9 protein-coding genes are annotated in these 13,659 nt (G+C 50.6%); 1 reads left to right on the forward strand and 8 read right to left on the reverse strand.

Features of this window, described 5'->3' with window-relative positions:
• Positions 1-63: 63 nt before the first annotated feature.
• The 8 genes from NQZ67_RS27005 to NQZ67_RS27040 all read right to left on the reverse strand — a co-directional run bounded on the left by NQZ67_RS27005 (position 64) and on the right by NQZ67_RS27040 (position 12,639).
• Positions 64-1,689, reverse strand: a complete 1,626-nt coding sequence (locus NQZ67_RS27005; protein WP_257452109.1) for an extracellular solute-binding protein — start codon at positions 1,687-1,689, stop codon at positions 64-66.
• 62 nt (positions 1,690-1,751) lie between these two features.
• Complete coding sequence (locus NQZ67_RS27010) at positions 1,752-2,576, reverse strand: carbohydrate ABC transporter permease (protein ID WP_257452110.1); 825 nt, start codon at positions 2,574-2,576, stop codon at positions 1,752-1,754.
• Positions 2,577-2,622: 46 nt separating this feature from the next.
• Entirely contained in the window at positions 2,623-3,543 is a 921-nt protein-coding gene (locus NQZ67_RS27015; RefSeq protein WP_257452111.1) for an ABC transporter permease, read from the reverse strand.
• Between the two features lie 265 nt (positions 3,544-3,808).
• Positions 3,809-5,308 carry a DUF3604 domain-containing protein gene (locus tag NQZ67_RS27020; protein WP_257452112.1) on the reverse strand — a complete coding sequence of 500 codons (1,500 nt, stop codon included), beginning with the start codon at positions 5,306-5,308 and terminating at the stop codon, positions 3,809-3,811.
• A gap of 223 nt (positions 5,309-5,531) precedes the next feature.
• On the reverse strand, positions 5,532-7,400 hold the full coding sequence (locus NQZ67_RS27025; protein WP_257452113.1) for a helix-turn-helix domain-containing protein: 1,869 nt from the start codon (positions 7,398-7,400) through the stop codon (positions 5,532-5,534).
• A 661-nt stretch (positions 7,401-8,061) separates the two neighbouring features.
• A complete protein-coding gene (locus NQZ67_RS27030) occupies positions 8,062-9,285 on the reverse strand; it encodes a multidrug effflux MFS transporter (protein ID WP_257452115.1) in 1,224 nt (407 codons plus the stop codon).
• A gap of 63 nt (positions 9,286-9,348) precedes the next feature.
• Positions 9,349-10,422: a D-xylose ABC transporter substrate-binding protein gene (gene xylF, locus NQZ67_RS27035; RefSeq protein ID WP_257452116.1), complete on the reverse strand. Its 1,074-nt coding sequence runs from the start codon at positions 10,420-10,422 to the stop codon at positions 9,349-9,351.
• Between the two features lie 27 nt (positions 10,423-10,449).
• Positions 10,450-12,639, reverse strand: a complete 2,190-nt coding sequence (locus NQZ67_RS27040) for a diguanylate cyclase (protein WP_257452117.1) — start codon at positions 12,637-12,639, stop codon at positions 10,450-10,452.
• A 244-nt stretch (positions 12,640-12,883) separates the two neighbouring features.
• On the opposite strand from NQZ67_RS27040, the gene NQZ67_RS27045 reads away from it, so the two are divergent.
• Positions 12,884-13,240, forward strand: coding sequence for a helix-turn-helix domain-containing protein (locus tag NQZ67_RS27045; RefSeq protein ID WP_257452118.1), 357 nt, complete (start codon positions 12,884-12,886; stop codon positions 13,238-13,240).
• The last annotated feature ends 419 nt before the right edge of the window (positions 13,241-13,659 follow it).

Genomic DNA, 13,659 nt, shown 5'->3' on the forward strand with positions numbered 1-13,659 from the left:
CTTACACATAAGGAGGGGAAGCTCCTTCCGAAATCAGCACGACTCCGGAAGGAATGATTCCGACTATTTCATGTAACGGTCGTACGCGCCTTGCTCAAGCTCAAGCAATTCCTTGATGCCCAAGTCTTCCAGCTGCTTGATATACTTGCTAAATGTCTCATCGTTGATCGGCTCCGCGCCGAGCACCCACTTCTGCAGCTTTTCCTCGACAAAGGTCAGAACGGCCGAGTTCAGCTCCTCAAAACGATTCCGTTCTTCATCCGTATATGAAACCGGCGGGTAAGCTTCCATAATATAGCCATTGCTGACGTAGTCCTTGATGCCTTTCAGCGCAATCGGGTTTGTCCATTGCTCTTCGTAAGCGTAGTCTTGATGGAAGGCGAGCTCGATCTGGCCGCCCTCTTCTTGAAGCTGTTGAATAACCGTCTTTTCCGTATTTTTCAGAACGGAATCCTTAAATTTCGGCTTGCCGTCTACTAGGTCGTAGTGTTTACCCTCGATGCCGAAGTTCATCAATCTGCGTCCATCTTCGGAGAACCAGAAATCCATATATTTAATCGCTTCGACAGGATGCTTGGTTTCCGCCGAGATTCCCCATCCGCTCGCATGCGTCCCCTTACGGGAGCTTTCTTCGAGGATTTTGCCCTCTGTATTCGCTGGAGGCGCAATCGGATTAAGGAAGAAGCCGGCAATCTTTGGCGCAAGTATGTCATTGAAGTTAGCCGTGCTGGCGAACCAGTCGTGCGTCATGCCGCCGACATTGTCACCGAGCAGAATGTCGCGCGCTTTCGGCCCGCGGGTGAAAATTTCTTTGTCGATCAAACCTTCCTTATACCACTTCGCAATGTTTTCGATTGCCGTCTTATAGCCTTGCTCGTACATGCCGTACTTCACGACACCGTTATCGGCGTAAAACCCTCGTTTGGCCGCATCGGCTCCGCCCTGCACGCCCCACTGGATCAGCAGATCGTAAATGCCGCTCAGCTTATCCCGGCTGAAGAAAGGAACTTCGTCGTTTGCTCCGTTACCGTTTGGATCTTTTTCTTTGAACGCTTTCAATACCGCATACAGTTCGTCTACCGTTTTCGGCTGCTCAAGGTTCAATTTATCGAGCCAATCCTGGCGTACAAACCAGCCTTTGGCAGCCGGTCCATCCGGCGTAAAGTTAAGGAAATACGTTTTGCCGTTCGATGCTTTCATATATTTGGCCGAATCCGGATGTTCGGACAGAAACTTTTTGATATTCGGAGCATGTTCTTCGATCAGTTCATCAAGTTCGAGAAAGGCCCCTTCCATCCCAAGGCTATCGTACTGCTCCTTATTTTGATGATGCACCAGATCCGGAACTTTGCCGGAAGCCATCATGGTATTGAACAATTCTGCACTGTTCGTCGCGGACTTGGAGGCGGTTCCCTTCAATTTAATATTGGTCATCTTTTCCGCTTCCTTGAAGATAGGCCAGTTGTCGTCGTATATAAACCTGTCCGCGAAGTGCATGTGAAGCGTCAGCTCAAGCGGCTCCTTGGTAATGAGATGCCCCGCCAGCTGCTCCGCATCCGGCTCCTTCGAGGCATTCGATTGGTTGCCGCTATTTTGCGGTGCGTTATTGCCGCCGCTGCAGCCTGCCAGCAACATACCGACTGCCACCATAGTTAAAGCTGATGTTTTCATCCATTTTTTGTTACCCACATTCATGACCTCCCATTATTTTTGTTTCTTTGTTTTATGGCCATTCCCGGTTGAAGCAGCCACTAGCCTTTGACCGAGCCGATCATGGCTCCTTTCACGAAATACCTCTGAATGAAAGGATAGGCTGCGACAATAGGAATGATAGAAACGATGATGGTCGCATAGATGATCGTTTCTTTCGAATATACTGCCATATTGCCCATCTCGTCGTTTACGTTCATCTCGACGATCAGCTTCTTCAGCAGTACCTGCAGAGGCACCTTGCTCTCGTCGCTTAGAATGATCATCGTCCAGAAATAGCCATTCCAGCGGTGCACCGCATAGAACAACCCGATCGTCGCAAGCGCGGCCTTGGACAGCGGCAGATAGACCCTCCATAGAATCATCAGATCATTAGCTCCGTCAACCTTCGCCGCTTCCTCGAGCTCATCCGGAATGTTCTCGAAGAACGAGCGCATGAGGAAGACATAGAAGGTCGTAATCGCGAAACCGATAATAATCGTAAATCGGCTGTCGAGCATGTTCAAATCCCGGAAATTGAGATAGGTCGGAATCATGCCCGGCTGAAACCACATCGTCAGCGCGATAAAAAAGCTGATGGCCGTACGCCCCATAATCCGTTTTTTGGATAGGACATAAGCGCCGCAAATCGTGAGAAATAAATTGGCGATAACGCCGAATATAGTGTAATAGAACGTGTTCAAATAGGCTACCCAAATCCCCTTCTCCAATAGTACCTTTGCATAGGAGTCAAAGTTAATATCGCGCGGCCACAAGATGACCTTGCCGGTAACGACCGCGTCGGAGGAGCTAATGGATGCGGATAAGACATAGACAAAAGGATACAACGCAAGCAAAGAAATAATCGCAAGAAAGATGCAGTTCACTACGTAAAACAGCTTTTCGCCTCTAGTTCGTTTCAGCTTCCATCACCTACCATAATCCTGTCTGAGTTAGCTTCTTGCTCATTTTGTTGGCGAATATGACGAGCAAAAATCCGACGACGGCATTGAACAATCCGACCGCCGTGGCCAAGTCGTAACGCCCTTCTTGCAAACCGGCCCGGTAGACGTAGGTGTTGATTACGTCGGCTGTTTCGTAGGTGGCTGGCTGATAGAGAAGAATGATGGCTTCGTAGCCGACTTCCAGCATGGACCCGACTTTCATGACAAGCATGATGGCAATCGTCGGGATAATGGCAGGAAGCGTGATGTGCCACGTCTGCTTCCATCGGTTCGCCCCATCGATGACGGCTGCTTCGTATAAGGCTGGATTCACGCCGGACAAGGCCGCTATATAGATGATGGTGCCGAACCCCGCTTCCTTCCAAATATCCATGGACCCGATAAAGATCGTACGGAACCAGTCGGGATCGGTTAGAAAATATTTTTTCTCGCCTCCCATCATCTCGATCAAGATATTGATAATACCGTTGCTGGGCGCCAAAAAATTGGTGACGATCCCGGCTACGACGACGACCGAAATAAAATGGGGCAAATACGTGAAGGTCTGCACCGTTTTTTTGAAAATGCCATTCTTTATCTCATTTAATAATAGAGCGAGAATAATCGGCACGGGAAACGCGAACAGCAATTGATACAAGCTAAGTAGCAAGGTGTTTTTTAGCAGCCGAAGAAAATACGGGCTTCTAAAAAACGTCTCGAAGTTCTCCAGCCCAACCCATGGACTCGCCGCGATTCCCTTATATACGCTGAAATCCTTAAAGGCGATTTGCAGACCGTACATCGGCTTATAGGCAAAAATGATATACCAGGCCAGAAACGGTATCAGCAGCAGATAAAGGTAACGGTCTTTAATCAGGTTCGCTTTGATCTGTTTTAAGTTTGGCAGCACCTTCTTCTCCTCTCTCCATGATGTCTAGCTGATCCTCTCAGGAGCGCTCCCGTTTGAGCGGTCAGCGTTGCAATTTAAACTATACGAATGGATGTAAGCGCTGTCTATCGCCATTATTTCATTAACCGACAACTCTTTATGTGCAGGACCTTGATGTGCATTATTTCATGTATCAACATTTCCCTAGTAGCGGAGTATTCTTTGGTCAAGATAAAAGCCGCCTGGCGCTATAGGCCAGACGGCTTCTTCGAACCTGAGAGTGAATCTAACTCACAAACACGGGGGAAATCCATGCAAACTGATGATTGGATTGACGAATTTCCGCATGGTACACATCCGTCTCCAGCTCCTTCTCCGTATCCGTCCATTCGAGATGTATGTTATAAGCGGATTCGGGAACGGCGCGGTGAATAAGCATGGCCTCCGAATTGTACGGTTGGACATGCATCGAACAAGATCCTTCGAGCAGCTTGCCTATGCTGACTACTTTGTTCATGCCATTGGCTTGAACGGATAGTTCCGTCCCTTCGTCCCCTTCGATCTCGAGCACGACGGCAGCCGTTGCCGGATGCAAGGTGGATGGGTTCTGGAAGGTCGTGCACGCCCAGGAAAGGGCGGCATCCGACTGTTCCAAGATCCGATTTCCGAGTTTATTCATATCCGGATTTTCTCTCATCCCCGGCTCGGGCGCCAATACGCTGCGTCCGCGGAAGCAGCTGTCAGCCGACAACAGCTTGCCTCCGATTACTAGGGCTTTGGCTGTCCAGTTGTAGCCCTGTTTGGAATCACCCCAACCAAGCTCTACTCTCACTTTATATTTGGATTTGATGCCGCTGCTGGCTGCCTGATCCAAGCTTTCGCCCGTAACGACCTTCCAAGGCCGAGCGTTTTTAAATACCGTAATTTTGTCGATAAAGTCGACGCATTCCGCGTCCAGCGCAATTTGTCTGGCCCCGGCAGCTACGAGACGGCCGCCCATCTCGGTTCCATTCACCGAAAACCGGCACGCCATCTTATCTCCGGTTACCGCATAGGTACGTCCTGCTTTAATCGCTTCCCAAATCGCCTCCCGCGATTTCCCCTTCGCCCAGACCGCGGCTCTACCATCGCCATATGAACCGGGGTAACCCGCATGATGGTCGGTAGAACCAACGAAGCTGAACGTTTTGCCTTTCTTAAGCCCTGCCAATACCGTATTGCCCGAATCCTTGGGACCCATTGTATGATAATAAGGATAACTGCTCGTATCCGACATGCCGCAGCCATGCTTGGAGTACACTTCGACGATTGGCGAATAATCGGAGCGGAATGCCTCCCAATTGATACCGCGGTAACCCGGCGAATAGCCGATGTGATGCGGCACGGCGATAACGTCGTACGCAGCCAGCTTCTCCACTAGCTCCGCCGGTGAAGCGGCGTACTCTAACGGCAAGTCGTCGCTTGGCGACAACACATGATGGTCGCCGAATTCGCTGGAATGGATTTCGTAGCCTTGGAAGGTTACAAATTCTTCATCTGCATTCGCCTCTTTCACTTTGGCGCGAACCCTCTCCCAATCCGCCCTCAGCTTGGCAAAACCTTCATTATGGAAGTCTACCAGAAAAGCCGTTGCTTCCGTTCGGTCCGGCATATCCGGCCACATCGCGTGGCCGATGATTGCACAGAAATCAAGCTGGCCTCTCGCCGCCTCGAGCGCGTTATTCAATTCCCCGAATCCATAAGTAATGCCGCAATGATTGTGCAGATCTCCCCAAAAAAGTTTCATTTGGCTTCTCTCCTCTCGACTATTTTTAACTATACGAATGCATGAAAGCGCAGTCTATCGCCATTATTTCATCAACCGGCAACTCTTTATGTGATGGAACGCGATGTGCATTATTTCATGTATCTGCATTTCACGAAGTAGCGGAGCTCACTTTGATGAAAAAAAGCCGCCTGGCGCTTGGGCCAAGGCGGCTGTTTCGATGGAACGTCTGCGGTAAGTGGTCTCATTCCTTCTCCGCAAGCTTTTTGGCGTACTGCCCTGGAGCCAATCCCTCATACTTGCGGAACATGCGAATAAACGTATTCGCATTGTTGCAGCCGACCATCAGCGCCAAATCGCCAATTTTGACCTCCTTCTGCTTGCGCATCACTTCTTTCGCTTGCTGCACGCGGAAAAAGTTCAAATAATCCTTAAAATTTTCGCCGGAATGATTTTTAAAGGCGATACTCACATAGCCGGGAGAGAAATTAAACGCCTCAGCGATCATGCTAAGCGATAAATCCTTGTTGTAGTTGTCATGAATATAATCAATCATGCGCTTTACCGTATGGGTATCCATCATCTCGTTCTGTTGGTCGATCGTATCGATCATGGCGTTAAACAAGGCCGTAATGGCGGAAACCATCGGTTCCTTCGATTCGCCGTGCTGCACGATGTCCAGGTAATCCTTATGAGCTTCGGCAAACTCTTCGGAAGACATATTCAACTGCTGCATAATTCGATTGAGCGTGGCGAGAACAAGCAAGCTGAACTGCTCGAGCTGCTGCCGAGTTAACTGCCGCTGCTCCAGATTTTCCGATAGGAGGCGGTTCAGCGTGTTCAATGCGTTCTCCCGCTTGCCGCGAATCACATAGCTGATCAGCTCGCGTTCCGTATCGATAGGATAATAATAGCTGACCATCTGAACCTGATTAAGTTGTTTGTAAGTAATGACGGAAGTTCGGTCAACCGCCGATCTCCGTTTCAATAGATCCAGCGCCTGAGTGAAGGAACGGTCGATTTCGCTGGCGGAAGCAACAGGACGGCCGACGGCTGCGACTAATCCGAATGCATGACCGTCCTCGATTTGAGCCATCGCTTTCATGAGCTTCTTCTGAATCGATTCCGTATCGGATTCCCCGATAATGAAGACGTATTTGGCAAAGTCGAGATCAAGCAGCTCGCAAGGAAAATGAACCTTTAACTGTTCATGAAGAATCAAGGAAGTCTTTGATTTTATCGTAAGAATCGCATCCTTCGAATATTGCTCCTCCAATTCCTTATCGTTCGAGAATGTAATTACGCAGACGGTCAAGTCGGAGCGAAGGCTTTGGAGTTGATAGGTATGCATCAGGTCATCCACCTTCTCCGGAGGAACGAGGCCTTGGAGCAAATCCCGCAGAAACTTGTCTCTCATCGATAGCCTTTGCTCATAGAGCGCGGATTTTAACTGTTCATTGGCTTTGCTAATACTTGTCGCCGTCTCGTGCAAGAAGGCGAACTCGTCTGCTCCCTCAGGCTCACCATAGCTTCTGAACAACCCAACGAGATGGCGGACAGGTCGATACATGCGGCGGGAAACCATATAAGCGAACGCAAGTCCCGCTAATACTAGAATGACTAATAAGAGTACAGCCCCTTTCAAATTCGGTGAAAGGGATTCGATTACCGAGTAATTATGTGTCACATATAGATATGACCATTGCGGCATCGTTTGCGAACGAATCATATGAAAGTCGAATTCACCCGTAGAGAACTTCGCGTAATCGCCGGTTGCCCGTTCATCAAGCTGCGCCAGCGGATAGGCAAGCAATTGGTCCCTCCGTTTATCGTCAAAGCTTGATTTGAGCGTAACGAATCGACCGTTCTCGATAATGGCAAACGCTTCTTGCGTCTCAGGCGATAGGGGCGGGAGCAGCAATTGTTCATAAAATGTAACAACAAAAAATAAAGAATTCCCTGCTCCCATCTTCTCCGGGTTTACGAGATGAATGGAGCCGCCATCATCTTCCGTTGATGTTAGATCATGAATGCCCGATAACGTTACGGTTGGACTCGTGCTCTCTGTGCCTATCTGCGCAAATTCCTCTTCGGTCATTTCGATACTTTCCATATAACGTTTTTTATCCAACGAAAATTGAGGCGTAATAACCAAGTTGTCGTTCGTTTTCATTAAATCAATGCTATAGCCGAATTCCGAGAATGCGTTTATATGATTTTGCAACGCGTAAGAGGTTTGGGTGATCTCATAGTAATTCCGTTCTTTTTCGGCAAATTTAACAACATGATCATTATGTTTTAATTGTGCGATTAAGTTGAAAGAAACGCCCAGCTTCGTGTCGATCTTGTCACGTGATTGCAGTAGAAAATGCTGCTGATTTTGACTTAATTCCGATCGCACCCTTTGACTATCTTTATAAAACGACAAGCAAACGGCAAGGATGGTGTATGCGAATACTATAAGAAGAAATGCGATAAGAAGTTTAGAGAAAAAGGACTTTCCAGGCAAGTTGATCTCCCCTTGTCACCATTTCGATCGCGTAAACGCTTTCTTATCCGCGGGCATTTTATATTCACACAATATATGATTACGGAAAAGCCGTCCATCATTAAAATTCACTTTTCGCCGTTTCTTAATATCCAGGCTTATGTGCATTATTTTATGAATCGCTATTTTTATATGTAGAGCAGCCCAAATAAGCCCGTCTCTCTCATCGCCGAGGAGATCGGGCTTACGATATGTCTGCAAATTGTTCAAATCTCGAATACGGGCATTACACCGAATCAGTACCGGAAGCGATAGGCGCAACGCGCTTAGACTTCACCAACAGGAAATAGGCGAGGATGGCAACGGTACTCGACAATAATAAGATAACGCCTAGCGGTACGGCCGTATCTTCTCCCGCAATGCCGACGAGCGGAGCGACGACGGCGCCCAGAAGGAAAGGAATGACGCCGAGAAGCGCGGCCGCGCTGCCCGCATTTCGAGCCTGGCTTTCCATGGCAAGAGGGAATGCGGCCGTTGACGCTATTCCGATCGCGCATACGAACAAGAACAACGGAATGACCAAAGCGAAGAGCGGTCCCTGAACGGCGGCTACCACGATAACGGCGGCGCTGGCCAATAAGGCAAGCAGCAGGCCGAACAACAGGAACGTGTTTTCGGATAAGCGATGCGACATCCGGCCTACAAGCTGGGAGCCGATGATCAGGCTAATTCCGTTCGATCCGAACAGAAGCGCGAATACCGTGGGAGAAACCCCGTAAATATTTTGATAAATAAAAGGCGTGCCGGACACATACGCGAAAACTCCAGCGATCATAATGCCCTGGGCCAGCATGTAGCCTAGAAACTGGCGATCCCGCAGGAGCAGGCCGTAGCCGCGCAGCTGATGCGCGAAATTCGTTGGGCTGCGGCGTTCGGCAGGCAGCGTCTCCCGCAAGCTCCATTTGGTCATCGCCAACAAGTAAACGCCTAGCAACGCCAGGGAAACAAAGACTCCGACCCATGTCGTGAACGAAAGTACCCCGCTGCCCGCTAGCGGAGCCGCGAGAGGTCCCAAATTGCCTACAAGCAATAGTAATGAGAAAAATTTCGTGAGCTCGTTGCCGCTGTAAAGGTCTCGCGCGATCGCGCGGGAGATGACAATGCCAGCCGAAGCGGCAAAGCCCTGAACAAACCGGAATACGATCAACAGCGCGATATTCGGAGCAAACGCGCAGGCTAAGGAGGAGAGGACGTACGCGGCCATTGAAATAAGCAGCGGATTCCGTCTGCCGTAGCCGTCGCTAAGCGAGCCCATGACGAGCTGTCCCAAGCCGAGTCCCAGCAAACAAGCGGTTAGGCTGAACTGGACGAGCGAAGCCGTTGAATCGAATTGCTCCACAATCTCCGGGAACGCCGGCAAATACATATCGATTGTAAAAGGCCCCAGCGTCGAGAATAGCCCCAGCAGCAAAGCCAGTCTCACCGCTTTTTGTTTTTTGTTAGTGCTCATAATTTCGAGAATCTCCTAGCTTTCTTCTATTCGAAGTAAATTTTTTGTTTCGTAGCAAGGATGCTATTCCGCACCTGCATATATCTCTTCCCGCTTGTGGAAGCCGTCTTTGACGACGGTCTCGTCGATGCTCGTCCGATCGACCATAACCGGATCCAGTAAAATGGCAGGCACATTGCCTTTGCCGTTGTGAACGCTCTTGTCCGTAGCAACGGGTTCGTTAAGCGCCAATCGGACGGCTAGCTCGGCCGCTCGCTCCGCAAGCTTCTTAATCGGCTTATAGACCGTCATGGCCTGCGTCCCCGCCACGATGCGCTGCAAAGCCGCAAGCTCCGCGTCCTGACCGGACACGGGGATGCTGCCTTGCAGTCCTTGATCCGTTAACGCTTGGATGACGCCGCCTGCCATGCCGTCGTTGGCTGCGATTACCGCATCGATCCGACCGTTTGCCAGCAAGGCCTCCTCCATACTTTCGCGCGCATTGTCGGGTACCCAATCCTCCGTGAATTGATCATAGACGATTCGAATGGAACCATTGTCGATCAGTGGCTGCAAAATATGGAAGGCTCCCTGCTTGAAGAGGTGTGCGTTGTTGTCCGAATCGGCGCCGCCTATATAGGCATACGAGCCTTCGGGAACAAGCGAGACGATGGCTTCGGCTTGCATCTCCCCGACTCTCTCATTATCGAAGGATACGTATAAGTCAACGTCCGCATCTTTGATCAATCGATCATATGACATCACTTTGATTCCGGCCGCATGCGCCTTCTCGACGATGACTGCCGTTGCTGCGGCGTCATGCGGCACGATAACCAAGACGTCCACGCCTTGGGAAATCATATTCTCCGCTTGGGCAATCTGTCTGGCGCTATTGCTGTTAGCGGCTTGAACCTGCACTTCGGCCCCTAGCGCTTCCGCGGCTGCGATGAAGATATCGCGGTCCTTCAGCCAGCGTTCTTCCTGCAGCGTAGCGAGGGACATGCCAATGACGACATTCTCTCCCGAGATGGCTTCATTCCTGCCGGAAGGAGCGGAATCATTGTTCCTATCGGAAGCGGCTTCGCATCCGGCAATCGCTAATGCCAATATTAGTGCCGCGCTTGACAGCTTGCGCTTCCTTAACCAACCGAGCCTCACCTTAACCGCTCCTCTCACCCATTCATGCTACCCCACGCGATTGCGGCCCTCTCTCTTCGCTCGATACAGCAGTTGATCGGCAGCGCTTAACAAATCGCCGAAGCTGGCCGTCTCGGGGTCTGCAGTCGCCACACCCAAGCTTACGGTGACAGCAATCCTTGTTCCGTTGTAGGCAATGAATAAATGTTCGACCTCCTGCCTTATTTCCTCCGCGATCAGGAGCGCTTCCGCCCTGCCGGTGTCCGGCAATAGAACGGCAAATTCCTCGCCGCCGTATCTTCCGACCTGTCCCCGTTCCCCGACCTTCGTCAGCGTGCACCTCGCAATCCGCCGCAGCGCTTCATCCCCAGCCGGATGACCAACTTCGTCATTGATGCGTTTGAAATGATCGACATCGAACAAGATAACGGAGAAATCCTCCATCCCGCGTTCCTTGATCCGTTCACAGAATCGTTCACCCTCCGCAAAAATCGACCGCCTGTTGTTGACCCCGGTCAGCGCGTCGATCGTAGCCATCGTCCTCATCTGGCGGTACAACAGCGCATTCATGACCGCGCTGTTGATCTGAGCAGCAAACAAAGCAAGAAGGGTTCGTTGGTATTCCGTCAAGCTGCCGCTTAACGTCAAGATACCTTTAAGCTCCTCCCGATTCCCGAAGGGAATCATCGACAATTCGCATTCGGAGCACCCGGACGTTTGCAATAGCGTCGCAATCGTAGAGTCCGCTTCGTTCGGCTCGATTCGAATCAGCTCTCCCGGCGTGATCGGGGTCGGAAGCAGCTCGATTACGTGTTGCTTCGGCAGCCGGATCCCCTCCAGACTGTCCGATTCTTCCCGCCATTCCATCATCCGCGCCACCGGAAGCAGGATGCCATCGGCCCCTTCCGCATATCCCCATACGCACACGTTTTGGACGCCGGCAAGCTCGCTGACCATGGACGGAATTCGGCTCAACACCTCGTCCAGCTCGAGGGTGGAAGATAATTCCGCGGTAAACTGTCGAAGCGTCTCCCCGATCATCCGCTGCTCTTCCTTCACCTTCAAGGCAATCCGCAAGGCAACGGCTTGTTCGGACTCTTTCATCAACGCTTGAATATCGTCCATCATCTTGTTCAGACTTCGGCCGACCTCGCCGATCTCGTCATCCGACGTGACATCCGCCCTGACCGACAAATCGCCCGAGCGACTTTGGTTCATGACCTTGCTGAGCTTATGCAGAGGAGCGCCGAACCGGCGTATAACAAGTATGCCGAGCAGTCCGGTCAATAGCAAAGAGAACGCAACCATGGCGGCCGTAAACAGCCAGATCTCTCCCGCTTCTTTGGTAATATCGGTTAACGGCTCATAGCCGATTAGCGTCCAGTCGGACGCCGGGAGCGAATGGTAGACGAACAGCTGCTCTTCGCCGTCAATGAAGATTCCTCTGGCCGAACCGGAGGTCGCGGACATAGATGCCTTCATCTGTTCGAACAGTTCCCCGTGAACGACCTCTTCGATTCTGGTCGGGTCGGCCGCGAACATGATCATGCCTTCCGAATTGATGATGAACATCTCGCCATCAAAGCGGACGTTCGTCAGTTCCTTGTTGATATCATGCGTGTTGACCTCCACTAGCAGCAGTCCAAGAGGGTTGGCCGTCCCGCGCTCATTGAACATGCGGGCAATGGCGAATACCGGACTTCGCATCATTTTGTCCGGAAGGTAACCTGTCTTGCTCGCATTCAGCCACACGGCTTTTCCGCGCCCTTCGCTCACTGCCGCGTACCAATCCTCTTGCGTCTTGTCTCCGGCGGCGAACAGCTCGATTCGCATCAAGTCGTCGGTGGCGGCATACCCCGCGAGCTTTGATTTGATTTTCCTAGCCAGCTCTTCGTTGCCCAGCATGATTGTACTCTCTCGCTTCATTAAAGCTTGCAGCTCCGGGTCGGATACAACCTGCGCCGTGACCGATCTGTAGCCTTCGAGCAGAAGCTCCATCCTCTTCCCCGTCTCGATAACCGTCTGCTGAGAGCTGTCGAGTATCCGGTCAATGACCGAATCGCGCGAGAACGCCGAAGAGACCGCCCCGAATAAGAGGACGATCACGGTCGAACTTACCATATAATAAATAAATATTTTACGGCTAAGCGAATTCCGCGACTTCACAATTAAGCGAAAAACGAGCAGGAAATCCTGCTTCAGATGTACTAACGACCGACGCACACCGCGGTAACCCATGAATTTCCCACCTCGTATCGACAAAGCTGACTGTCATTCAAAATTCGCTTAGCCTATCATAGCAGACTTTGTCTGATGGGAAAAGGCTTACAAGATTATACGGAATTGCTATACAACCCGTGTCTTGGATCGGATGGACGAGGGGCGTTTTCAGCCTATTTGCCCAATTCCGTCTATAGCAAATCTGCCATAAGATTGATATACTGATTTTGCAAGCGTATCACATAACTGGGGGCAGAAAAAAATGTTTGCGAAGCGACTGAAGCAGCTAAGGAAGAGCAGGAAGTTGACCATGCAGGAAGTGGCAGACTACGTAGGCGTGGCCAAAAGCACCTATGCGGGTTACGAATCGGGATATCGTCAGCCGACGATCGAATCGATCCAGACGATCTCCCGCAAATTGCGCACGTCCGCTGACTATCTTCTAGGCCTTACTGATCACCCCGATCCGTCTGCCGAGCTTAATCATAACGCGAAGGAATATTTGAACGTGGAGCAGCTTCACTGGGACGGCGTCCCTCTGGAGAAGGACGATCTCGACCTGATTCGGAACCTGCTCGAACGAGTGCTTCGTGACCGCGCTTTGCCCAAACAAGAATAACGCTGCCTTTATCTGAAAATATAAACAGGTCCGTGGATGGTCAAGCCTGCCATTTACCGGCCTGTTTTTTATGCTTCGGATGGGATCTCCTACTCCCCGAACGGCGTGTCTCAGATGAGGAGGACGTAGCTCAGGCGAACTAACGGGTAGATTTTGAAAACCAATACGATGTAGAATCCTAGCGGAACTCACAGACGTTATTGGCAAGATTTCTGGTGGTATGTGACTCTTTAACGGAACTGAACGCCGTTATTTGCACCATTTTGATGGTGAATAAGGGCCATTCGGGTATATAGTTATAATGAACGAAACCGACATCCACTTTGCTTCTACGTAGGTTAATTTGGAAATAATGGAGCTTGAGAAACAACCATTAAATACCAAATCAGAGCTACAAAACAAAGGAGTCGGTTTCTACT

The organism is Paenibacillus soyae (assembly GCF_024623455.1).
Taxonomy (GTDB): Bacteria; Bacillota; Bacilli; order Paenibacillales; family Paenibacillaceae; genus Pristimantibacillus; species Pristimantibacillus soyae.